The organism is Vibrio sp. 1F253 (assembly GCF_041439295.1).
Classification (GTDB): domain Bacteria; phylum Pseudomonadota; class Gammaproteobacteria; order Enterobacterales; family Vibrionaceae; genus Vibrio; species Vibrio tasmaniensis_A.
In genome coordinates this window covers 44,987-68,752 of the sequence record NZ_JBGONU010000022.1, presented here as the reverse complement: position 1 = coordinate 68,752, position 23,766 = coordinate 44,987, and the positions used below count along the sequence as shown (strand labels likewise).

Annotated in this window: 16 protein-coding genes; 4 read left to right on the top strand and 12 right to left on the bottom strand. The window is 46.7% G+C overall.

Going from position 1 to position 23,766, the window contains the following annotated elements; genetic code table 11:
• Nucleotides 1–14: 14 nt before the first annotated feature.
• The 10 genes from ACED28_RS12855 to ACED28_RS12810 all read right to left on the bottom strand — a co-directional run bounded on the left by ACED28_RS12855 (nucleotide 15) and on the right by ACED28_RS12810 (nucleotide 14,518).
• The gene (locus ACED28_RS12855; protein ID WP_371709994.1) at nucleotides 15–2,429 is read right to left on the bottom strand and encodes a GH36-type glycosyl hydrolase domain-containing protein; all 2,415 of its coding nucleotides are present in this window, start codon (nucleotides 2,427–2,429) and stop codon (nucleotides 15–17) included.
• Between the two features lie 108 nt (nucleotides 2,430–2,537).
• Complete coding sequence (locus ACED28_RS12850) at nucleotides 2,538–3,629, bottom strand: ABC transporter ATP-binding protein (RefSeq protein ID WP_009846155.1); 1,092 nt, start codon at nucleotides 3,627–3,629, stop codon at nucleotides 2,538–2,540.
• The gene (locus tag ACED28_RS12845; protein WP_041473183.1) at nucleotides 3,629–4,978 is read right to left on the bottom strand and encodes a GH1 family beta-glucosidase; all 1,350 of its coding nucleotides are present in this window, start codon (nucleotides 4,976–4,978) and stop codon (nucleotides 3,629–3,631) included. Before ACED28_RS12845 ends, ACED28_RS12850 begins: the two co-directional genes overlap by 1 nt.
• Nucleotides 4,979–4,995: 17 nt before the next feature.
• A complete protein-coding gene (locus ACED28_RS12840) occupies nucleotides 4,996–5,844 on the bottom strand; it encodes a carbohydrate ABC transporter permease (RefSeq protein ID WP_371709998.1) in 849 nt (282 codons plus the stop codon).
• Between the two features lie 46 nt (nucleotides 5,845–5,890).
• On the bottom strand, nucleotides 5,891–6,877 hold the full coding sequence (locus tag ACED28_RS12835; protein ID WP_009846152.1) for a carbohydrate ABC transporter permease: 987 nt from the start codon (nucleotides 6,875–6,877) through the stop codon (nucleotides 5,891–5,893).
• Nucleotides 6,878–6,943: 66 nt separating this feature from the next.
• On the bottom strand, nucleotides 6,944–8,191 hold the full coding sequence (locus ACED28_RS12830) for an ABC transporter substrate-binding protein (protein ID WP_009846151.1): 1,248 nt from the start codon (nucleotides 8,189–8,191) through the stop codon (nucleotides 6,944–6,946).
• A gap of 18 nt (nucleotides 8,192–8,209) precedes the next feature.
• Entirely contained in the window at nucleotides 8,210–9,217 is a 1,008-nt protein-coding gene (locus tag ACED28_RS12825; RefSeq protein ID WP_371709993.1) for a LacI family DNA-binding transcriptional regulator, read from the bottom strand.
• Between the two features lie 596 nt (nucleotides 9,218–9,813).
• A complete protein-coding gene (locus ACED28_RS12820) occupies nucleotides 9,814–11,154 on the bottom strand; it encodes a carbohydrate porin (protein ID WP_371709992.1) in 1,341 nt (446 codons plus the stop codon).
• A 374-nt stretch (nucleotides 11,155–11,528) separates the two neighbouring features.
• Nucleotides 11,529–13,589: a prolyl oligopeptidase family protein gene (locus ACED28_RS12815; RefSeq protein WP_371709991.1), complete on the bottom strand. Its 2,061-nt coding sequence runs from the start codon at nucleotides 13,587–13,589 to the stop codon at nucleotides 11,529–11,531.
• 11 nt (nucleotides 13,590–13,600) lie between these two features.
• Nucleotides 13,601–14,518 (bottom strand): LysR family transcriptional regulator, encoded by a 918-nt coding sequence (locus ACED28_RS12810; protein WP_017061562.1) that lies wholly within the window; start codon nucleotides 14,516–14,518, stop codon nucleotides 13,601–13,603.
• Nucleotides 14,519–14,765: 247 nt separating this feature from the next.
• Here ACED28_RS12810 and ACED28_RS12805 point away from each other — a divergent pair, with 247 nt between their 5' ends.
• From ACED28_RS12805 to ACED28_RS12795, 3 genes are all read left to right on the top strand, one after another.
• A complete protein-coding gene (locus ACED28_RS12805; RefSeq protein ID WP_371709990.1) occupies nucleotides 14,766–16,472 on the top strand; it encodes an L-lactate permease in 1,707 nt (568 codons plus the stop codon).
• 248 nt (nucleotides 16,473–16,720) lie between these two features.
• Nucleotides 16,721–17,860: an FMN-dependent L-lactate dehydrogenase LldD gene (lldD, locus tag ACED28_RS12800; protein WP_017083007.1), complete on the top strand. Its 1,140-nt coding sequence runs from the start codon at nucleotides 16,721–16,723 to the stop codon at nucleotides 17,858–17,860.
• Nucleotides 17,861–18,289: 429 nt separating this feature from the next.
• Complete coding sequence (locus tag ACED28_RS12795; RefSeq protein ID WP_371709989.1) at nucleotides 18,290–21,145, top strand: FAD-binding and (Fe-S)-binding domain-containing protein; 2,856 nt, start codon at nucleotides 18,290–18,292, stop codon at nucleotides 21,143–21,145.
• A 140-nt stretch (nucleotides 21,146–21,285) separates the two neighbouring features.
• Here the strand turns inward: ACED28_RS12795 and ACED28_RS12790 are convergent, their stop codons facing one another.
• On the bottom strand, nucleotides 21,286–21,528 hold the full coding sequence (locus ACED28_RS12790; RefSeq protein ID WP_012601190.1) for a hypothetical protein: 243 nt from the start codon (nucleotides 21,526–21,528) through the stop codon (nucleotides 21,286–21,288).
• A 23-nt stretch (nucleotides 21,529–21,551) separates the two neighbouring features.
• The gene (locus tag ACED28_RS12785; RefSeq protein WP_371709988.1) at nucleotides 21,552–22,421 is read right to left on the bottom strand and encodes a GyrI-like domain-containing protein; all 870 of its coding nucleotides are present in this window, start codon (nucleotides 22,419–22,421) and stop codon (nucleotides 21,552–21,554) included.
• A gap of 115 nt (nucleotides 22,422–22,536) precedes the next feature.
• Between ACED28_RS12785 and ACED28_RS12780 the strand changes: the two genes are divergently transcribed.
• Nucleotides 22,537–23,685, top strand: coding sequence for a PLP-dependent aminotransferase family protein (locus ACED28_RS12780; RefSeq protein ID WP_371709987.1), 1,149 nt, complete (start codon nucleotides 22,537–22,539; stop codon nucleotides 23,683–23,685).
• The last annotated feature ends 81 nt before the right edge of the window (nucleotides 23,686–23,766 follow it).

Here is a 23,766-nt window from a genome sequence, read left to right as displayed (position 1 = left end):
CGCCCTTCTCTTTGTTAACCTAAAATCACCTCGATGGTGTGCTCACCAGAGGTAAATACTGGCGCTTTATTACCTGAAATCAGGTCACCATTTACCTTCATTTCAACCACACCCTTACACACGTTATTCGGGTTAGTGACATGAATATGGTATGTCGCACCACGGAATTGACGACGGACTTTGAATTCAGGCCACTCAGCAGGAATACATGGGTCCACCAGCAAGCCATCCACTTCCGGTCGAACACCCAGAATCCATTGCGTACCCGCAACGTATGTCCAAGAAGACGTACCAGAAAGCCACGCATTGCGGCCTAAACCGAACTGTTTGTGCTCGTCACCCAGAATGTTCTGTGGGTAGCAGTAAGGCTCAGATTCAAAGGTATCAATGTCGTCGTTCTTAGAAGCTGGGTTGATTTGACGGTAGTACTCATAAGCACGCTCACCGTTACCCACTTTCGCTTCTGCGATCATCACCCAAGGGTTGGAATGCAGGAAGATACCACCGTTCTCTTTTGCACCTGGTGGGTAAGTTGAAACACCACCTAGCTGCGGATCAAAGCCATTGTAACCAGGAGTTGAAAGCTTAATGCCATTCGCTGTATTCAGCTTGTTGTAAACCGAATCTAGAGCTTGAGTTGCGCGTTCTTGAGTCGCGAAACCAGAGATCACAGGCCAGCTTTGACCGTTAGTGTAGATCTGTCCTTGCTCGTTCTTGTGAGAACCAATCGGCAAGCCTTGCTCATCAAAGTAACGAACAAACCATTCACCATCCCAGCCACACTCATTCACCGTACTCTGCATCTGTTGATACTGCTCTTTAAACTTAGCTGTCAGTTGCGCTTCGCCACGCAGCTCACACAAGTCCAACATGTCGAGCAGTGCTTTGCCGTACATGTTCGCCACCATCATCGACTCAGCACCCGTTGGCAGGTTCACCGTGTCGTTCCAGTCAGCAAAACCTAGCAGCGGTAGGCCGTGCTCGCCAGTATTGGTGTAGGTAAATTCAATCGCTCGGCACAGGTGGTTCCAAACCGTTCCCGTTTCAACTGGGTTGCCCGCTTTGTCTTTTTGATAAAACGGGATCTCTTTATTCAAGAAGTCTGCATTGCCCGTTTCTTTCACATATTGCGTCACCGCGTAGATGATCCACAGATGATCATCACCGTAGTAATCCGGGCGATCTTCCTCTTCACGAGAGTCACCCGCGTTCGCTTCCATCGTTGATGGGAAGAACTGGTGCATCGCAGAACCGTTAGTGTTCTGAACAGACAATAGACGCTCAATGAACTCGCGCGCCTCTTCTGGCATGTGAGTAATTACGCCTAAAGTATCTTGCGAAGAATCACGAAAACCGATGCCACGAGCACCATAACCAAGCTGATACAGAGACAAGTAACGAGACCAGTTTTTGGTTGTGTGGCACTGACGTGGGTTATGTACGTTCAACATTGAGTTCATTGCAGGATCTGGCGTTTCAACCTGAACCGCTTGTAGGTAACCATCCCAATGTTCAGCCAGTTCAGCGAAAGCAGAATCGACCACTTGATGGTCACGATATTTAGCCAGCAGAGGAAGTGCGGCTTCTAGGCTCTGTTCTTGCGCGATTTGTACAATCGTACGTTCTGTCTGCTCTGGAGATAGCCAACCCAGACGCAGGTTCAGTGCGCCAATGTTGTCGCCACGCAAACACTCGGTGTTGCCTAATTCATCATTGTTTAGTGCTTGTGGTGCTGCCCATGTGCCGTAGCCCAAATTCCCTAGGAACGATTGGCGATCACCATCAAAAGACGTCGCAGGGCGATCCGCTGTCATTAGGTTCACCGCGTAGTCACGCTTCATGAAAGCATACTGCTCAAGCACGGTATGACCAGACTCTTGCTGGTGTGCTTTTAGCGTCATGGTTTGTGGAACCCAGTCCGCATTCAGTAGCTGTTTAAGCGCATCGAAGTGCGTGAATTCGTAAACAGGCACTACATCAACGTGCAGTGCTTTGTCTGAAATGTTGGTGACTTTGATGTCTTGTAGCAGTACTTGGTCAGCTTTTGGTACAAAGAACGTCGCTTCACAACGCACACCAAAGGCTTCTGCAACGATGGTGGTGTATGACAAACCGGTGTGGTTTTCAAACTTATCTAACGGCTTTAAAGTTGGCGTGTAGAAAGGTGAGAACACCTCTACGTTGCCCGCTTCATCACGCACCTTAAGGTACATGGTCGAGCCTTTGAAGTCTGAGTTTGGCAGCTGAGCAATATACTTGGTGATGCGGTTGAGTGCAGGATCACCTTTGCACAGTAGTACGCCGCCGTTGCTATCGACAATGCCACCGAAATCTAATGTGCCGACATAGTTACACCATTTGATCGGCGTGCACGGTGTGGTTGCTACGTATTCTTTGTTTTTATCGTCAAAATATCCGAATTTCATCATCACTATCCCTAGCCCCTCCCAACTCAGGAGGAGCCAAAACAATTTGTCGTAAGTTGGTTGGTGTCAGCTCAATGACTGACTTAAATTGACTGACTAGCTCGTAATTGACTAGCTCGCTAGCGAGTTCTCACTCAGAGCATCAAACAAGTGGAAAGCATCCAAATCCAAGTAAAGCGTCAGATCTTTTACATCCACTTCAGCCGCTTGGGTTTCAACCATCAACGGCTGACCGCCAATTTCTGTTTTCAGAAGAATGCTTGCGCCCAGTAATTCCTTGTCTTTGATTTTCACAGGGAATGGCAGCACGCGGTCGTGGTCAACTTGCTCGGCACGCAGGTGAATGTCTGTTGGACGAACACCAAAATGCAGCGCTAGGTTCTTAGACGCCAGAGACTTAAAGCGCTCAGGCAGTGGGATATGAACATCGCCAATTTCAACGAAGTACTCGCCTTCTTTTTCAATCAGTTTTGCTTCCAACATGTTCATTGACGGGTTACCAATGAATTGCGCGACAAACTTGTTTGCAGGACGCTGGAACACCTCGGTTGGTGTACCAACTTGAGCAACATAACCGTCTTTCAGGATCACGATGCGATCCGCCAGTGTCATCGCTTCGATCTGATCGTGGGTTACGTAGATCGTGGTGGTTTTAAGCTCGCGGTGTAGGTGTTTGATCTCTTCACGCATCACGCCACGAAGTTTTGCATCTAGGTTAGATAATGGCTCATCAAACAAGAAAACCTTCGGCGTACGAACCATCGCACGGCCCATTGCCACACGTTGGCGTTGACCACCAGAAAGCTCTTTTGGCTTACGGTTCAGTAGCGGGTCAAGCTCTAGCATTTTCGCCGCTTTTAGCACTTCTACGTCGATTTCTGCTTTTGGCATGCCCTTCAGTTTAAGAGCAAATGCTATGTTCTCGTAAACGGTCATGTGCGGATACAGTGCGTAGCTTTGGAATACCATCGCTAAGTCACGGTCTTTCGCGTCGACTTTATTCATCAGCTTGCCGCCAACCACGATGTCACCAGAACTGATACTTTCAAGGCCAGCAAGCATGCGTAGCGTTGTCGATTTACCACAGCCAGACGGGCCAAGGAAAACCACGAACTCACCGTCTTCAACCGTAAAATCAAACTCTTTGACGACTTCAACATCACCGAATGATTTTTTGATGTTCTTAAATTCTACTTTAGCCATTATCTGTTCTCCTCAGCGCGCTCTAGCAGCATATTTCGATACGCAATTGCGCTCTGTTTCAATGTTCTTTCTTGGGTGGTGTAGTCAACATGGACAATGCCAAAACGCTGGCAGTAGCCGAATGCCCACTCAAAGTTATCCATCAGGCTCCAAGCGAAGTAACCATCAACTTTCACACCGGCTTCAACCGCGTTGTGAACCGCTTCGATGTGACCTTGGAAATAGCGAACACGTTGGTCATCCATCACTTGTCCGTTAACACGCTCGTCGTTGCCTGCAGCACCATTTTCTGTGATGTAGATAGGTGGCATATTTTCGTAGCGAGCATCTAGTCTTACCAATAAATCGGTTAAACCTTGTGGGTTGATCTCCCAGCCAATGTAAGTGTGTTCAGCTTCAGTTTGTTTCACCGATTCGATGTCGCCATTCTCGTTAAAGCGAGCGACATTGCGTGTGTAGTAGTTGATGCCGATGTAATCAACCGGAGCACTGATGATGTCTAAGTCACCTTCAAGGATCATCGGCATGTTCATCGCTTGGCGTTCAACCACTAGCTGTGGGTATTCGCCTTTTAATACTGGGTCGATGAACCAGTGGTAGTTCTCGGCTTCGCAGTAATCGGCTGCCGCTTGGTCTTGTGGCGTCAGCGGGTAAGCTGGCGTCGCGTTGAATACCACACCATGCTTAGCATGAGGGGCATTGTTACGAAGGATCGGCATAGCCAAACCGTGTGCCAGCATTAGGTGGTGAGATGCTAGGTAGCCTTCTTTTTCACCCTTGATACCTGGTGCATGTTCGCCCCAACGGTAGCCTAGGAATGCAGACACAAACGGTTCATTGAGCGTGGTGTATACGTCAATGTTATCGCCAAAGTACTTACTCACCACTTCTGCGTATTCTGCGAATTTGTAAGACGTTTCACGGTTTAGCCAGCCACCTTTATCTTCAAGGTATTGCGGAAGATCCCAGTGATAAAGCGTCACATATACCTTCATGCCACGAGCATGACACTCATCGATGATCTGACCGTAAAACTCTAAACCTTGTTGGTTCACAACACCGTCTTGTGGAAGGATGCGCGGCCATGCGATAGAGAGACGGTAAGCATCAACGCCTAAGCCTTGAATCATCTCGATATCTTGTTGCCATAAGTGGTAGTGGTCGCACGCCACATCACCACTGTCGCCGTTATCGACCTTGCCCGGCGTCTTACAGAAAGTGTCCCAGATAGACGGTGTACGACCGCCTTCTTCAACGCCGCCTTCAATTTGGTATGAAGATGTCGCGACACCGAATACAAATTCCTTACTGCGTAACTTTGAATCACTTGGAAGTTGATATTTATTCATTGTTATAACCCTTAAACCTAACCTTTGACTGCGCCGGACGTTAAACCACTGATCATCTGTTTCGATGCGAACAAGTAAGTAATCACGAGCGGTAAAATAGAAATTGTGGTACCTAGCATTACCGCGCCCCATGGCGTATTCGGAATACCTTGAACACTTCGAAGTACTTGCGTAATAACATAGTTATCTGGGTTGTTTAGCACCACGAGAGGCTGCATAAACATGTTCCAGAAGAAAACGAATTGAACGATAGCCAGTGTTGCCAGTGCAGGTTTCATCAGTGGCAGTACCACGCTCCAGTACGTTCTGAACTCACCTGCACCATCCAATTTCGCCGCTTCAAGTAGCTCTTTTGGAATCGATGCAATCACGTGCTGACGCATCAAAAAGATGCCAAATGGTGTCGTAGTGAACGGTAGCCATACCGCCATGTGGTTATCCAACAAGCCTAAGAATTTCACGATCATGAAGTAAGGGATCAAGCTAAGCACAGGCGGAATTGCCATTGAGCCAACCAGCATGCCGAACAACACGTTCTTACCGCGGAACTTAAACACAGCAAACGCGTAGCCACCCATGCTACAAAACAGCAGCGAGATGGTGGTACCTAAGAAAGCCACGTAAATCGAGTTAAACATCGCTTTCCAAAACGGCATGATTTCAAGCAATTTGGCGTAGTTAATCGCCAGGCTATCGCCAATCGCAAAGCTAATGCCCGTACCGAAAATTTCAGAACGGTCACGCGTTGATAGCAGTGCCGACCATACAAATGGAAAGACTGTAATTAGCGCTGAAACAACCAGTAAGATACCTAGCATGACCATCAAGATCTTAGTCAGAATGAACATGCTGCGTTCGCTTGGCATCAGTCCACTTAGTGGTGAGGTATTTGTCTTAATTGATGTCGACATCTTAATGTTCCCCTAAGCCTTTCTTACCGAAGAGTAAAAATTGAACCAATGTACAAGTCGCGATGAGTGCAAACAGTAACCATGAGATAGCGGATGCTGTGCCCATTTCTAGCCATTCCCAACCCACTTTGTAGAGATACATCGAGATAGTTAAACCAGATTGGCCAGTACCACCTGTACCACGCGTTAGTACGAACGGTTCTTCAAACATTTGCAGGTTACCGATGATGGTCATCGTGATAGCAAAGAAGATGAATGGACGAATCATTGGTAGTGAAATGTTCCAGAAGCGACGGAAGGCATTGGCACCATCCATACGCGCAGCTTCTAAGATGTCTTTAGGAATCGTCATTAAACCCGTGGTGTAAAGGACGATGTTAAAACCGGTGTATTTCCAGAAAACCATGATTGCGATAGACGGCTTCACCATAGTGGCATCGTCTAACCAACGGATGGGTTGGAAATCGTTCACCCAAGCGAATGCCCAACCAAACAGCGTGCTATCGGCCAGAGCCATCAGCGTTTGGTTAATAATTCCTGAGTTAGGAGAGTACATATTGAAGAAAATCAGTGACGCTGCGACCGTTGATGTAATGAACGGTAGAAAGTACGCCGATGTTAGCCAGTGACGCATACGGTCACCCATTGAAACCAACATGTAAGCTACTGGAATAGCGACTAAGTGCTGAGCCACGCCTGAAGTGATCGCTAGCCAAAGCGTGTTCTTCAATGAACGCCATAGCCATGGGTCCGTTAAAGCAATGTGATAGTTCTCAAAACCCACAAACTCCATCGCATCCATGCCTCTTACCGGGTTCCACTCGTGGAACGACAGGTAAACAGAGAACAACAGCGGGAAGATCCCAAATACAGAAAAAATGATCAGAAACGGCAGAAGAAATCCATACGGTGTAAGCGCTTTCAAATTTAGACGAGAAAAAAGGCTTTTGTCCGCAGGTTCTATCGTTGTGCTCGCTGTATGATTCATAGTAACGGCCTCTTAAAAAGGAAGCGCGTTATCCACGCCTCCTCACTTACTTAAAGTAAAAACAAATTAAAGATTACGCGTGCGACGCTTGATTAGACGCTCTGCCTCTTTAAGCGCAGTCTTGATGTCTTTGCCTTCATCAAGTACTTCCATCAATGCGTTCTCTAAGATAATAGAACGTGCAACGTGGTCGCCTTGTGCTGGAGATACTGGTTTGATGTTCTGTGCCACTTCAGCAAACAGTAGACGAGCTTTTTGCCCACCTAGGAATTCCATCTCTTCTTGGAAAAGCTCATCGTCATACGTGGTGATGTTCGCTGGGAAAGCAGCAATCGTTTCGAAGTGTTTAAGCTGTACTTCACGATCCGTCGTCATGTATTCAATCAACGCCCAAGCTTCATCTGGGTTTTCTGATTGAGTTGGAATAGAAAGGAATGAACCACCCCAGCTGCCGTAGATACCATCAGGTAGGTTTTCGACTGCCCACTTACCTTTAGTTTCAGGAGCAATCCAGTTATTTAGGTGACCAAGAAGCCAAGCGCCAGAAAGTTGAGTTGCAAATGTGCCGTTGCGGAAGCCTTCGTACCATTCGTTAGACCAAGCCAGGATGCGGCCGTCTAAGCCTTTGTCGCGAATCTCTTTTGCTACTTCAAAAGCGTGAACAAAACGCTCTGATGTCACGACTGGGTTGCCATCTTTATCAAAGTACAGACCTTCACCTTCAGGAACCGTCGTGAAGATAATCGCTTGTGCCACGTCGGCTGCCGAAGCGATAAGTTGTACGTTTTGCTCTTTCAGTTTTTCACCAGCAGCGATGTATGAGTCCCAATCTTTGATTGCGTCTTCTACATTAATGCCTGCTTTTTCGAACACGTCAGTGCGGTAGTACATAACGCCAGGACCAAGGTCGACAGGGATGCCGTACATATCGCCATCAGCGCCTTTGCCTTGTGCCCATGCGTAAGGTGCGAATCGTTCTTCGTATTTATCTGCACCGTAGTTTTCAGACAGATTAACTAGGCCGCCAGAGCCAACAAATGGACCAATTTTCTCAACGTCGACAACAATCACATCACCGGCACCAGAACCCGTTGCAAGGTTCGTTGTGAGTTTCGTGTGGTGGTCACCGTGGTTGTTCATAAGGTAATCAACTTTGATACCCGTTTCCTTTTCGAAATCAGGCAGTAATACCTTTAGGCTGCTATCGAAATCAGGGAAACCGTCGAAACGAATTTCTTTGTCTGCTGCATTTGCAGCTGTTGTACCTAATCCTAAAGCAACCGCGCATGAAAGCGCTAAGGTCTTAAATTTCATGTTCTATCCTTAATATTTTTATAGGGTAACTGGTAAATCCGATACCGAGTTTCTAGTGACCAACGTCGGCAGCAATTTAAAGTTCACGTCATGTTTTATTTTCTTTAGCTTTTGCAGAGTGAGCTGCACAGCTTCAATGCTCATCTCTTCAATGGGGAAATTAATGGTGGTCAAACTAGGGGTCAGATAGCGCGCGAAGATGGTGTTATCGAAGCCCACCAGTGATACATCTTTCGGAACAGACAGTCCCTCTTGATGAAGCACCTCAAAGGCGCCAAATGCCATGTGATCATTCGAAGCAAATACTGCGGTGAAATGACACTTACGATTCATCAGCTTCTTCATAGCACTGATGCCCGTCTCTTCAGTAAAGCCCGCTTCCGAGACTAAGGCTTCATCGTATGGCACACCCGCATCTTCCAAGGCCTTTCGATACCCCTGCAAACGCCCCCTAGCGTCTGCTTTATCTAAAGGCCCGGTAATACACGCGATATCTGTGTGTCCCTTTTGCAAAAGATATTGAGTAGCGAGTAGCCCCCCGACTTCGTTATCAATATCAATGCAACTCATCGCCATTTCTGGGATGAAGCGGTTAATTAAAACCACAGGGGTCCCCTGTTCTTCCAATTCAATTAAATAATCATCACTGAGCAATTGAGTATGAAGAATCAAAGCATCAACACGACGCCCCAGCAGAAACTCCACAGACTCGCGCTGCCCTTGTTCGGTGTTCGAACCCGCTGTAACGACAGCGTGGTAACCAAAGCGGCGTAGGTTTTCTTCTATGCAATGCAAGATGCCTGAATAGAAAGAACCACCAAGTTCTGGAACAACAACGCCCACACTACCGGTACGACTTGATGCCAAAGCTTGAGCGATAGAGTTCGGGCGATAACCCAATTCTTTGATCGCTTTTTCAACCTTTAGCTTTTTGTCATGACTGACTCTGCTAGTGCCATTAATAACTCTAGACACTGTCGCCTGAGACACACCTGCATGTTCTGATACGTGTTTAATTGTCGCCACTCGAACCTCGATACTTCATTAGCTTGTAACCGCTTACAAAACGATTATTAAAGAAAGGCGTCATGGTTGAAGTGAGTGTCATCACACTAAAGTTGGAGGTAAAAAGGCCAGATGTGGAAATCATGAAAGCGCTTACAGATTAACTTCACGCCATGAAACTGTTTCATGAAATCATGAATCCATAGTTAGTCAGTTTTGTTAAAAGTTATAGTTCAGTGAAGGGGTTTCAACATAACTATCGGCGTATCCAATACAATTGATGTCTAGTATTCCTCCTATCTAGCCTATTGATATGCAAGGGCTACGATGCGACTTAGCCATTACAATTAACAAGGGGAAATCAACGTGTGTGAAATAAATTAATATGAAACGGGGTATTGAAGACGATATGGAGAATAAGTGAAGAGGCAATACCAAATGATAGAACAGGTATTCAAGACGAAAAAAGGGCACATAAAATGTGCCCAAGAATGGAGTTATTTAACGTGCCCTAATCAATCTGCCTTTAGGGCTAAATGGACAGTATGTACTTACTATTTAAACACGACTCTTTGAGCGTAAGCCTAATTCAAAGAGCTGCTCTTTCTAGCTTGTGATTACCACCAAGCTTCAAACATTGCGCCGAACGACAATGTATCAACATTGGTTGTGTTCACAGTGTTGCCTTTAGTTTCGACATCACCCACGGTTGTGTAAAAGCGAAGCATTGGACGACTCCAAGGTAAGCCACCTAGAGAAACGTTTTGAGATAGAGTTACCTTCCACGCGTTTTCTTCGCCGTCGTCATCGTAATCAACCATGCCGTAACCAGCTTCTAACCATGTAGAATGAACATCATCCCATTGGTACTGTGGACGAACGATACCCGCATACTCAGTGTTATCGCGAGCTAAGTCTGCACCAGAGTTATCTTTATACGACACTAGGTAATCAATGATGAATTTATCCGATGCTGCGTAGTTACCTTCAATGCTTGCGTAAAAAGTTTTATAGTCGCCTTTCAACTCAAATACCGATGAATCTGCACCATCTCCATACTTAACGACTAACTTGTTGGAATCTCCTAAACCAAGAGTTGCACCCACTAGGTATGCCGTTTCATCGCTCACTTTAGTACCAGCTGTCACCACTTTTTTCGTTTGACCTGTTTTTTGGTCGATCACATATTTAGTTGAACTCGCTGTATCCGCTTCATCTGAAGCAAAACCGTAGTTCGCATACAAGTCCAGTTGACCGATACCCGCGTTAATTGAATGAAGTTTAGAAGTAATTGCGTATCGACCATTGTCATTTACGAGGCCGCCTTTCACTTGACCGACAAAGCCCATATCTAGCTTAGCGCCGCCGAAATCTAGGTTGTTAAAGCCAGCGCCTTGACCATCGTGTGTCATCCAGAAGTAATCGTTCAAACCTTGTTGCGGACGTTGATGGAAGTCGCGACCAGCCCACATATAAAGTTCTGGTTGGCTTTCAAATACGTTAGTTACACCTGCGTACATTTTTTTCATACTCAGGCCGCCGTCGTCAGCCCAAGCGTCTGCTTCCCAGTGGTCAGCCATGAATACGATGTCCCAAATCGCACCATTGTCAGCTTGGAAAAGCTTAGCTAGCTGAACCTCACCACCATTAGCTTCGTTACCTAAACGACCGACAGAACGACCTGTTGTACCGATGTCTACGTAACGCTCATCACCGCTCTTGTAGTGAGCGCCGTAACGAGCATAACCAGAGAAGACGATGCCATCTGGCACCTTAGTTTCTGCCGTTAAAACCGCGGGTTGTTGATCGTTAACATAATCAATATCAACAACCTTAGATTCTAACTCTTGAATTCGTTTTTCTAGTGCTTCGATATTAGTATCAGCAGCAAAAGAAGAGAGTGAAGCAAGCGAAGCCGCCACTGCGACCGTTATTGGCAAAAGCTTAAATTTTTGCATTGTAATTCCCTATTATTTTTTTGAGTTTTCATCGAACAGGGAAATATTAAGCAATGAAAGCGTTGAAAAGTTAGTTGCTGTTCACACTGATAAACCAGCCTAAATACCATGAAACTTTTAGAGTTATCACCAGAAATGGTTATTTATTTATAATCAGATAGATAGACGTAAAAATTCGTAACAATACAGCTTGAAATCGCTTTCATTTCATCAGTAATGGCGGGGGCTATCACGGAAAATAGTGTGGTGGAGCGAGGAAAATATGGTGAAATTTTGATTGGTTTTCGTAAATATGAAAAGCCTCAAAATCTAAGGCAGATTTTGAGGCTTTTTGGATTGAGTCAAATACCCAGTTATCTAAAATTAAGTACTTTTTAAATTGAATCTAGGGACTCTATTCCCATATTGAACAGGGTAAATGCGTAGATATCAGCAGTGAGATCGATCGCTTTACTCAGCGGCATTCCAGCACCATGGCCCGCATTAACATCGATACGAATCATCACGGGCGCACCGCCCTCATGCTTATCTTGCAGCTCTGAGATGAACTTATAAGAGTGAGCCGGTACCACGCGATCATCGTGATCAGCGGTCGTCACCAATGTCGCAGGATAGTCCGTGCCGCGCACCACATTATGAACCGGAGAATAACCAAGCAGGTATTCGAACATCTCTTTGTTTTGCGCGGATGTGCCATAGTCGTACGCCCAACCTTCGCCAGACGTGAAGGTGTGGTAACGCAACATATCCAGAACACCAACCGCAGGCAGAGCCACTTGGAACAGCTCTGATCTTTGTGTCATACAAGCGCCTACCAGCAAGCCTCCGTTAGAACCGCCGCGAATCGCCAACTTATCGCTACTGGTGTAGTTTTCTTCAATTAAAAACTCGGCAGCAGCAATGAAGTCGTCAAAGACATTCTGCTTTTTCTGCTGAGTTCCGGCTTTGTGCCACGCCTTACCATACTCACCACCGCCACGCAGGTTTGGCACCGCATATACGCCACCCAGTTCTAGCCAACTGCCCACCGTGCCCGAGAAAGAAGGCGTTAGGCTCACGTTAAAGCCACCATAGGCGTACAACATGGTTGGATTATTGCCATCTAACACTAATCCCTTCTTATAAGAGATAAGCATCGGAACCTTGGTGTCATCCTTCGAGGTATAGAAGACTTGTTTAGACTCAAATTGATCCGACTCAAACGGAGACTCAGAGCGTTGGTAGATTTCAGAGCTTCCAGATTCAACATCAAAAGAGAAAATCGTTGGCGGCGTAACATAGTTGGTAAAGGTGTAATAAAGCTGAGATTGCTCTTTTTTACCACCCAAGCCACTGGCCGTTCCCAGCCCAGGCAAATGAATTTCACGAACTAGGTTACCTTGGTAATCCAACTGCTCAATCTTAGACACCACATCCACCATGTAGTGAGCAAACAAGTAGCCACCGCCCGTGCTGATATCCAATGGCTGTGCCTTTTCAGGGATGATTTCGAGCCATTTCCCATCGCGAGTATCAAAGCTCACCACCTTGCCATTAGGCGCATCAAGATTGGTGTATAGAATGAAGGTCTCATCTTGGTTATCGATGAGATAAGTGTCGCTATCCACATGATCAATCAGCGTATTCAGCTGTTGTTCTGGTGAGTTTAAATCGATATAGAACAGTCTGTTACCCGATGTCGACTCTCGCCCTAGAATGATCAAGTAACGGTCATCTTCGGTGGTGTAACCCGACACATAACGGTGTTGTTCAGCGCTATCTTCACCAAAAATCACTTTGTCGCTAGCTTGTTCGGTACCCAACTCATGGAAGTAAAGTTTGTGCTGTTCGGTACGTGCTGAAAGCTGGCTGCCGTCTGGCTTATCGTAACTAGAGTAATAAAAGCCGCGATTACCCAACCAAGAAATACCGGTAAATTTAGCGTCTGTGATTTCCGTTTCGAGCTGCTGTTTAGTCTCGGTATCAATCACAAAGATCTTGCGCCAGTCACTGCCGCCCTCAGAAATGCTGTACGCCACCAAGCTGCAGTCTTTTGAGAACGACACCGAGCCCAGTGATGTGGTGCCATCTTCCGAGAAGGTATTCGGGTCTAAGAAGACTTCAATCGACTGACCTTCTTTCTGACGATAAAGAATACTGTGATTCTGCAGCCCATCATTCTTATAGAAATAGGTGTAATCACCTCGCACAAACGGCTGTGAGCTCTTTTTGTAGTCTTGCGCTTTCGCTAATCGCTCTCGCAGGTCATCGCGATACGGAATTTGAGCAAGGTAATCGAACGTGACCTCATTTTGGCTCGCCACCCACTGCGCGGTTTCGTCACTTCTGTCGTCTTCTAACCAGCGATATGGGTCTTCGATTATCTGACCAAAATAGTCATCGCTGACGATCTGTTTGTTGGTGACTGGATATTGATACTCTTTTAAATAGCTCATCGTGATCCTTATTAAAAATAATGTGAAATCGTCAGATAACGCGTTCTGATGTGTTCAATCAATAACTTAATCTTGTTCGGCGGCTGGCGAGTGAACGGGTACACCGCATAAATACCCAGCTTTTTACCGACTAAGTCAGGGAAGATATCCACCAGCTGGCCGTTACGAATGTCGTGATAAACCAGACAACGTGGCACGTACGCGACCCCATGACCGCCCAACGCCGCCTTTCTTAATGCCGTCGCATTATCGGTAGAAAAAGAGCCCGAGACGCGCACTATGTATTTATCATTATCAGTAAAGCCATCTTTACTATGCAGAAATTGCCACTCACTGGCACCCGTTGTTTGATAAGCGTATTGCAAACAATTGTGCTCAACCAAATCCTTGGGCTGCATCGGCTTACCGTTCTTAGCGATATAAGACGGCGAGGCACATACCACCCATTGTGAGTCCAAGATATGACGGGCAATTAAGCTTGAGTCTTCCAAGTAACCGGTTCGAATGACCAAGTCGAGACCATCCTCAACCAAATCAACAAATCGATTGTTAAGAGACATATCGACCGTTAAACCTGGGTGCATATTACAAAACTCGGCAACAGCGTCTGCGAGAATCAAATCTCCGGAGATAGTAGGCACTGACATTTTGATATGACCACTGACATTTTCACCAAAGCCTGAAACTGCGTCCATAGCCTCTTGAGCCGCCTGCTTCACATTTTTGGCTCCGTGTAACATTGCCTTACCCGCCTCGGTCAGCGTCAATTTACGCGTGGTTCGATATAATAGCTGCACGCCTATCTCTTCTTCCAAACGCGCAATTCTCTTACTAACTACCGAATTTGTAAGGTTATTTTGTTCTGCCACCTTACTAAAACTACCCAGCTCTACTACCTGTGAAAACAGGATCAAATCGTCTGCTCGCATTTGATTATGCCAATTTTGGAATTAATTATTTTCATTATTTCCCTATATCAATAAAAAATAAAGGGGTAAATTCACGCCAAATTAACAAAACAATTACAAAAACAGCTTTTGCAATCACATCGGTTACAAATAAAGCGACTCTAATTACAACAATTGAATCCATGAGATTCAGATTACACCTACAAAACTAATGACGTGTTATTCACTTCAAACATGAACGTTTGAAAACAAGTACGAGGAAGTACCCATGAGTGAAAATCTACTAGCTTTATTGGCCTTTTCGCCAATAGTTGTTGCAGCGATTCTGCTGGTTGGCCTTAACTGGCCTGCAAAAAAAGCGATGCCAGTGGCATTTGCATTAACCGTTGCTATCGCCCTATTCGCATGGGATATGTCTAGCACTCGCGTGCTGGCTTCGGTATTCCAAGGCTTCGGCATTACCGTGTCGGTTCTCTGGATTGTGTTTGGCGCCATCTTCTTATTAAACACTTTGAAACACACCGGAGCTATCACCACCATCCGCAACGGCTTTACTGACATATCAGCAGACCGTCGTGTGCAAGCGATCATCATCGCTTGGTGTTTTGGTTCATTCATTGAGGGTGCATCCGGCTTCGGCACACCGGCTGCCATCGCTGCACCACTATTGGTTGCTATCGGCTTCCCAGCGCTGGCTGCGGTACTGATGGGCATGATGATCCAATCTACACCGGTATCGTTCGGCGCGGTTGGTACACCTATCATTGTTGGCGTAAACAAAGGTTTGGATACGCACAACATCGGTGAAAGCCTGATTGCCAATGGTTCAACATGGGATGCTTACCTCCAACAGATCACATCAAGTGTTGCAATCATCCACGCCTGCGTTGGTGTGATGATTCCTGTATTGATGGCGATGATGCTGACACGCTTCTTCGGTAAGAACAAAAGCTGGACTGAAGGTCTTGATATCCTGCCATTCGCACTGTTCGCAGGTGCCGCTTTCACCATTCCTTACGCACTAACGGGGGTTTTCCTCGGAGCTGAGTTCCCATCACTGATTGGTGGTTTGGTTGGCCTTGCTATTGTTGTAACAGCAGCAAAACGTGGCTTCCTAGTCCCTAAATCAAAATGGGATTTCGAAAGCGAAGATAAGTGGCCAGCAGAATGGCTAGGCTCTTTGAAAATCGATCTAGATGACACTCATTCAAACAGTAAGCAAGGTCATAAGAAAATGAGCATGGCGATGGCATGGGCACCTTACGTGCTGCTCGCTGTCACTCTAGTTGCTAGCCGTGTGAGCCCTGAGTTCAAAGGCCTGCTTAAGAGCGTTAGCCTTTCTTTCAGCAACATCCTTGGTGAGACAGGCGTAAGCACAGCGATTCAACCTCTGTATCTACCTGGCGGTATCTTGGTCTTCGTCGCACTGGTTGCTGTTCTAATGCAATCACGCAGCGCAACACCACTGGCTAAAGCTTTTGGTGAGTCGAGCAAGACTCTGATTGGTGCAGGCTTTGTGTTGGTGTTCACCATCCCAATGGTTCGTATCTTCATTAACTCTGGCGTGAACGGTGCTGATTTAGCAAGTATGCCAGTAACCACTGCCAACTTTGCAGCTGACCTAGTCGGCGGCGCATTCCCAGCGTTAAGTGCCACGGTTGGTGCGTTAGGTGCCTTCATTGCAGGTTCGAACACCGTTTCAAACATGATGTTCAGCCAGTTCCAATTCGAAGTAGCACAAACTCTGTCTATCTCTAGTGCTGTGGTTGTTGCTCTGCAAGCCGTTGGTGCTGCAGCAGGTAACATGATTGCAATTCACAACGTGGTAGCCGCATCGGCGACCGTAGGCTTGCTAGGACGCGAAGGCGCAACACTACGTAAGACTATCATCCCAACGTTCTACTACTTGGTGATGACAGGAATCATCGGCCTAGTGGTTATCTACGGCTTCAAAATGACAGACGCACTTATGTAAACCATAAGTCGTTACAAAAGCACTTGGCGTTAATACTCAATTCCCCGACTGCAACACCGTCTAATAAGACAGTTGATGAGTTTCGGAATGGATACTAGAACACATCAACACCCTCGGGTATTAACGCCATTTTATTGCTTCTCTGTTTCACCGTTAGAGAACAAACGAACACTGACTCTCAAGAATTAAAGCAGCCCAAGCCAAGCTCTCATAGAAGGGCAACATCCCAAGAATTTAGGACTGAAATTATGATCATATCCGCATCGACTGATTACCGCGCCGCAGCAAAAGCGAAATTACCACCGTTTCTTTTCCACTACATTGACGGCGGTTCTTACGGAGAACATACCCTACGCCGCAACACGGCCGATCTTGCAGAGATCGCGCTCAAGCAGCGTGTCCTCAATGACATGTCAGACCTGAATTTGGAAACTGAGCTGTTTGGCGAAAAGCTAGCGATGCCGATTGCCTTAGCTCCGGTTGGCCTAACAGGCATGTACGCACGACGTGGCGAAGTACAAGCTGCAAAAGCCGCAGACAATAAAGGCATCCCTTTTACGATGTCGACCGTATCGGTATGCCCGATCGAAGAAGTCGCACCTAAGATTGAGCGCCCAATGTGGTTCCAACTTTACGTGCTAAAAGATCGTGGCTTCATGAAGAACGTATTGGAACGTGCCAAAGCGGCAGGCGTAACAACACTGGTCTTCACGGTGGATATGCCTGTACCTGGCGCTCGTTACCGTGACATGCACTCAGGAATGAGCGGCCCAAATGCAGCAATTCGTCGTGTATTCCAATCGATGCGTCATCCTAGTTGGGCCGTTGATGTTGGTCTGTTGGGTAAACCACACGATCTTGGCAATATATCTACTTACCGAGGTTCTCCAACCAAACTGGAAGACTACATCGGTTGGTTGGGTGACAACTTCGACCCGTCGATTTCATGGAAAGACCTAGAGTGGATCCGTGATTTCTGGGACGGCCCGATGGTCATCAAAGGCATTCTTGATGAAGAAGATGCAAAAGACGCCGTGAGATTTGGCGCAGACGGTATCGTAGTTTCAAACCACGGTGGTCGTCAGCTTGATGGTGTTCTATCAAGTGCTAAAGCACTGCCTGCGATTGCAGATGCGGTGAAAGGCGACACCAAGATTCTGGTCGACTCTGGCATTCGTACTGGCTTAGATGTAGTTCGCATGATGGCGATGGGCGCAGACTGCACCTTGCTTGGTCGCTCTTTCGTCTACGCGTTAGCAGCGCAGGGACAAGCAGGTGTTGAGAACCTACTCGACCTTTACGACAAAGAGATGCGCGTTGCGATGACTCTAACTGGCGCCAAGACAATCAAAGACTTAACTCGTGATTCTCTGGTGGGGCTAGATTAAACCTCAGCGATTTAGGTTCGGATTCGGACTAATGCTTTGGTCTACTTAGACTGAAGTTCAATCGGTGTCACAGCAATTACACTGCCGTTGTGACACCGTTTAAGCACTGGAAAATAAAATAAAAAGCTAGGGCGTGTTGATCTTTCGAGCTGATTTTTGCAGCGAGTTGCTGGGTATTTATACAAGGCTGAGGCGCCGATGTGTAGCTAGCCTACATGAGAAGCCGATAACGTAGTAGAAATGGCCAGCAAACGCTGCCCGAAGGGTTCAGCTAAAAGCGTTTTACTCTTTGTTGAGGGGGATTTGCTTAGAGTGACTAGGCTACTTCCCCCTCGCCGCGATTAAAACGCTTTTATCTCGAACAAAATTTAACCACGAAAGGTCAACACGCCCTGATCAGTGCCAAATAAGAAGCACAAGGAAGCAAAGATGGAGACAACCACATCCCATGAGCGAGTAATAGACGCACAAGCTTATCAGCAGCTTGAAGCGATACTGGCTCAAAAAATAGAAACGGAACGCATTGTCACGCAAGAGGCAAAGCGCTTGGCTTACGGCACCGATGCGAGTTTTTATCGCTTGGTGCCGAAAATGGTTCTAAGGCTCAAGAACTTAGACGAAGTGATATTCACCATTCAAAGCTGTCGCGAACTCGGTATTCATTTTACCTTTCGCGCCGCTGGCACCAGCCTTTCAGGGCAAGCCGTTTCAGACTCGGTACTCATCACACTGACCGATGACTGGCGTGGCCACGAAATCGTAGATAACGGTAATCAGATCATCCTTCAACCGGGTGTGATTGGCGCCGATGCCAACAAATACCTTGCCCCTTTCCAACGTAAAATCGGCCCAGATCCAGCTTCAATCAATACCTGTAAAATCGGTGGTATCGCGGCGAATAACGCCAGCGGCATGTGTTGTGGTACTGCGCAAAACTCGTATCGCACCGTTGAGAGCATGAAAATCGTATTGAGTGATGGCTCCCTGCTTGATACGGCAGATAACGCAAGTGTTGAAGCATTCAAGCTATCACATAAAGATCTGTTTGAAGGCATTGTCGAATTACATCAACAGACAGCTTCAAACCAAGAACTTGCAGACAGAATCCGCCACAAATACCGCCTCAAAAACACCACTGGCTACGCGCTCAATGCTTTGGTCGATTACCACGACCCAATTGAGATCATCAAACACCTGATGATTGGCTCAGAAGGCACGCTAGGTTTCATTGCTGAGATTACCTACAACACGGTTATCGAACACCCAAACAAAGCCTCTGCTCTGTTGGTATTTGCCGACATCGAACAAGCCAGTAAAGCCGTTACTACGCTATCAAAAACTCCGGTTGCTGCGGTTGAGTTAATGGACGGCAGAGCGCTGCGTTCAGTGGCCGATAAACCGGGTATGCCTGCATTCATGCCGAACTTGGATTTAGAAGCCGCGGCAATTTTGGTTGAATCACACGCCAGCTCCCAGCAGGACTTAGATTTACAATGTAAATCAATTTTGGACGCATTGACTGAGTACACGATTGTTGAATCGGTGCCTTTCACTTCCGATCCAAAGACAGTCGCGACTCTTTGGGGCATCCGAAAAGGCATGTTCCCAGCAGTTGGCGCAGTGCGTGAAGTCGGTACGACCGTTATCATTGAAGACGTGGCTTTCCCTGTCGAAAACCTTGCTAATGGTATTCGAGAGCTGCAAGAGCTGTTCGATAAATACGACTACAGCGAAGCGATTATTTTCGGCCATGCCCTCGAAGGCAACCTGCATTTTGTGTTTACGCAAGGCTTTGATAGCCAAACAGAAATCGATCGCTACGGCGGTTTCATGGATGACGTTGCCGAACTAGTCGCGGTGAAATACCAAGGTTCACTGAAAGCAGAACATGGCACTGGCCGTAATATGGCGCCTTATGTCGAATTGGAATGGGGCAAAGATGGCTACGCCTTGATGCAACGAATCAAAGCCTTGTTTGATCCAGAAAGACTGCTCAACCCCGGCGTTATTATTAACGACAATCCAAATTCACACATCACCAATTTGAAGCCAATGCCTGCTGCTGACGACCTTGTCGACCGCTGTATTGAATGTGGCTTCTGTGAGCCTGTTTGTCCGTCTCGTACCTTAACTCTATCGCCACGCCAACGTATCGTGCTGTACCGCGAGTTACAACGCCGCCGTGCTGCAGGTGAAGAGATAGAAGCAAGTGAGCTAGAGAAAACCTTCGAATACCAAGGTATCGATACCTGCGCCGCAACTGGCCTGTGTGCCGAACGTTGCCCAGTGGGAATCAACACCGGTGATTTGATTAAGAAGCTTCGTATTGCCAAGTACGAGAAATTTACACCAATCGCCAAATGGACAGCGGATCATTTCTCGACCACCACTAAACTGACTAAGGCCGGCCTCAAAACCAACCAAGTGGCGAGTAAAGTATTAGGCGCAAATACCGTCGGCAAGCTAACCAACGGCTTGCGCTCAATAACTAAAGGTGCGACGCCTGTTTGGATGCCTGAGATGCCGCAATCCAATAGTCACTCGCTAGTCTCATCACCAGTGACGGCAGAATCCTCAAGCAATCATAAGAAGGTGGTTTACCTCCCTTCGTGTGCGAGTCGAACCATGGGTCAACAAAGCGATGCGGGCGATCAACGTCCTCTAATTGAAGTGACTATGTCTTTGCTTAACAAAGCCGGATTTGAGGTTATTCTTCCGAAGAAGCTAGACGACCAATGTTGTGGTATGCCTTACGACAGCAAAGGGATGACCGATTTAGCCCACTCTAAAGCGCAACAACTCGAAGAAGTGTTGTGGCAAGCCAGTCGTCAGGGTGAATACCCAGTCTTAATGGATACCAGCCCATGTGCTAAACGTAGTATTGAACAGTTCACCAAACCGTTAGAGGTATTAGAGCCGACAGGGTTTGTGAACCAATACTTGCTTGAGCACCTGACACTTGAGCCGCTGCAAGAAACCGTGATGCTGCATGTGACGTGTAGTTCTCGTCGAATGGGTTTGGAAGGCGCGATGTTGAGCCTTGCCAAAGCCTGTACCGAAGAGGTCATCGTTCCTGAGCATATTCAATGCTGTGGTTGGGCGGGTGATAAAGGTTTTACCACTCCAGAGCTGAATGAAGCAGCGGTACACCCACTCAAAGAACAAGTGCCGAGCAACTGTACTCGTGGATTCAGCAACAGCCGAACCTGTGAGATCGGTTTGTCACATCACAGTGGCATTCCGTATCAGTCAATCTTGTACTTGGTTGATGAAGTGGCGCAGTAGCATCATTCACGATGTAAAAGGTATTAGCTTTAACCTAAAACGAAAATGGCAGCCCAATCAGGCTGCCATTTCTTTATTCGTTTGTTCGAAAGATGCTACTTAACTGGATGCTGATGAGCTAACCGTTATTAAACTAGATATTACAAAGCTAGGCGCATCAACTCTTCTGGCGAGTAATGTTCTGCTTCTGCGCCTTTGGCGATTAAGTCGATCACTTGGAATTCGCTCATGTCACCAAACTCTTTGGTTAAGTAATCACGAAACGCTTTCTCATTCGGCCATTTGCCTCGCACGATATAGCCCTCTTCTTTGTCAAAATCTTCTGTTTCAAAGAATGAAAAATCGGTCATACCGATATTGTGGCAATACAAAACGAGATACATAATTTTTCCTCAAAATGGGGTTACTAATAAAAACTCACAGGGAGATAGAAATCAAGCTCAAACACTTCATCACTGTTGAGAAAATGGTTCCGATGATAATGCACATACGCGGGAGTCGAGCGCTGTTTGAAACCAGAAGCTGGTAACCATTTTTCTAATACCATACTGATCTGTGGTAGCAGTTCACCATAACGGCCATTCAGTCGAAATACCGCGTGTAAACCACCCGGAATCACCATCTGGTTCACGACACTGCGATACTTAATCGGCTCATCAATCGCGATACACGCCACATAGCGGCACTGGTCCATTTCAACCCAAGCAGGGTTTGAGTGATGCAAACCAAATTGGCTCGAAAAGTCGCGCTGTTCTGAGTTCGCCCACGCTTTCAATATCAGCCACGCGTTGCGAATGGAACGGTTATAACCCGTATGTCGAACATAAGCCGCCATGCGCTCTGGTGTTTCAACGATCTTAGGTTCGGGTAACACTCTCTGCGCCACGTTCAAATAACCCGCCGCTACTTCGGGATCTTTCAAATAGGGTTTTTCTGCTATCTGTAAGTCGTGTTTACGCCATTCTCCCGGTGACATGTTAAAGGTCGCTTTGAATGCTCGGCTGAAAGATGACACCGAACTAAAGCCACATTTATGGGCGATCTCAACCACAGACGAGCTGGTATCGAACATCAATTGATTGGCTGCATACTCCATTCGAGTGCGTCGAATGTACTGATGTAACGACTCCCCAACCACGCTTTTGAAGGTGCGGTGGAAGTGTTGTTCTGAATAAGCCGCAATCTCGGAGAGCGCTTTTGCCGACAGAGGTTGGCTGATGTCTTGATGAATATGGAACAAAACATCATTGATTCGGGATAAGTGTTGTCGTGACATCGTTTAAATAGCATAAATGGACATGTTTAAGAGCATAAACGGACACGCTTGTTTTTACAATTGCCGTGTAATATCAAGCGATAGAATAAAAACGAAAAACGACGAGACACAACACATGGAAATCGCACAGTCATTACAACAGATTCAATCTTCATACATTCGAGAGATCCTCGCAGCCGCAAGCGATCCAAATGTCATCTCATTGGCCGGTGGTTTACCGGACGAGAAAACATTCCCTATCGATTTAATGAAGCCAACGCTAGAAAACTTAGCGAACATGCCTGAAGTTTTCCAATACGGCTCGACTGCGGGTTACGGCCCGTTGCTTGATCACCTTACGCAAAGCTACCAATTGCCAGAGACTCACACAGCAATGATCTGTACCGGTTCTCAGCAAGGTTTGGATTTGATTGCACGAGCGTATGTTGATCCGAATGATGTGGTTGTGATGGAAGCGCCAAGCTACTTGGGTGCGATGCAAGTGTTTGGCTTAGTTCAAGCAAACATTGCGACCGTGTCTCAAACTGAATTTGGCCCGAACCTAGACGAACTGGAAACGTGCTTTGCACAGCAATCACCGAAGATGTTCTATGCCGTGCCTGATTTCCACAACCCAACAGGTGTGTGCTGGGCAACAGAAACTCGTCAAAAAGTCGCTGAACTGTGCATCAAATACAACGTGGCATTCATTGAAGATGCACCATACCGTGAGCTACGTTTCACTGGTACGGAACTGCCATTGGTTTCTTCATTCTGCCCTGATAACTCTATCGTTCTTCGTTCATTCTCTAAGATTGCATCGCCAGGTCTACGTATTGGCGCGGTAACAGGCAAACGCAGCTACCTTGAGCCACTGATCAAAGTGAAGCAAGGCGCAGACTTGCACTCAAGTGTACCCATGCAAGCGCTGCTTGTTGGCCTTCTAAAACATGAAGACTTTGGCGTGCATATGGAAAACATTCGCACGCTATACAAGTCTCGTTATGAGGTTCTGTTTTCAGAGCTCGAAAAACAACTGCCTGCAGATTGCGTGTTAAAAGCCGTAGATGGCGGGATGTTCATTTGGGTAGAAATCCCAGAGTGCGACACCTTTGAACTGGCTAAAACTCTATTATCGAATGGTGTGGCGGTTGTACCAAGCCCAGTATTTTATCCAAAGGCCGATGAAGCAAAAGCCGCACTGCGCCTAAACTTCACTAACGCCAACCCAGAAGAATTGACGGAAGCTGTGAAACGCTTAGCGGAAGTACTGAACCAAGCGTAATCGCTGATTAAGTAAACGGACTAGATACCAGGCCCTGCTGTATTTTTACAGCAGGGCCTTTTGGGTTTGGGAATACGCGTC

What these genes read in the sequence shown, in the direction of transcription:
- ACED28_RS12855 (WP_371709994.1), bottom strand. Translation starts at nt 2,429, where the DNA reads ATGATGAAATTCGGATATTTTGACGATAAAAACAAAGAATACGTAGCA.
- ACED28_RS12850 (WP_009846155.1), bottom strand. Translation starts at nt 3,629, where the DNA reads ATGGCTAAAGTAGAATTTAAGAACATCAAAAAATCATTCGGTGATGTT.
- ACED28_RS12845 (WP_041473183.1), bottom strand. Translation starts at nt 4,978, where the DNA reads ATGAATAAATATCAACTTCCAAGTGATTCAAAGTTACGCAGTAAGGAA.
- ACED28_RS12840 (WP_371709998.1), bottom strand. Translation starts at nt 5,844, where the DNA reads ATGCCAAGCGAACGCAGCATGTTCATTCTGACTAAGATCTTGATGGTC.
- ACED28_RS12835 (WP_009846152.1), bottom strand. Translation starts at nt 6,877, where the DNA reads ATGAATCATACAGCGAGCACAACGATAGAACCTGCGGACAAAAGCCTT.
- ACED28_RS12830 (WP_009846151.1), bottom strand. Translation starts at nt 8,191, where the DNA reads ATGAAATTTAAGACCTTAGCGCTTTCATGCGCGGTTGCTTTAGGATTA.
- ACED28_RS12820 (WP_371709992.1), bottom strand. Translation starts at nt 11,154, where the DNA reads ATGCAAAAATTTAAGCTTTTGCCAATAACGGTCGCAGTGGCGGCTTCG.
- ACED28_RS12815 (WP_371709991.1), bottom strand. Translation starts at nt 13,589, where the DNA reads ATGAGCTATTTAAAAGAGTATCAATATCCAGTCACCAACAAACAGATC.
- ACED28_RS12810 (WP_017061562.1), bottom strand. Translation starts at nt 14,518, where the DNA reads ATGCGAGCAGACGATTTGATCCTGTTTTCACAGGTAGTAGAGCTGGGT.
- ACED28_RS12805 (WP_371709990.1), top strand. Translation starts at nt 14,766, where the DNA reads ATGAGTGAAAATCTACTAGCTTTATTGGCCTTTTCGCCAATAGTTGTT.
- lldD (WP_017083007.1), top strand. Translation starts at nt 16,721, where the DNA reads ATGATCATATCCGCATCGACTGATTACCGCGCCGCAGCAAAAGCGAAA.
- ACED28_RS12795 (WP_371709989.1), top strand. Translation starts at nt 18,290, where the DNA reads ATGGAGACAACCACATCCCATGAGCGAGTAATAGACGCACAAGCTTAT.
- ACED28_RS12790 (WP_012601190.1), bottom strand. Translation starts at nt 21,528, where the DNA reads ATGTATCTCGTTTTGTATTGCCACAATATCGGTATGACCGATTTTTCA.
- ACED28_RS12785 (WP_371709988.1), bottom strand. Translation starts at nt 22,421, where the DNA reads ATGTCACGACAACACTTATCCCGAATCAATGATGTTTTGTTCCATATT.
- ACED28_RS12780 (WP_371709987.1), top strand. Translation starts at nt 22,537, where the DNA reads ATGGAAATCGCACAGTCATTACAACAGATTCAATCTTCATACATTCGA.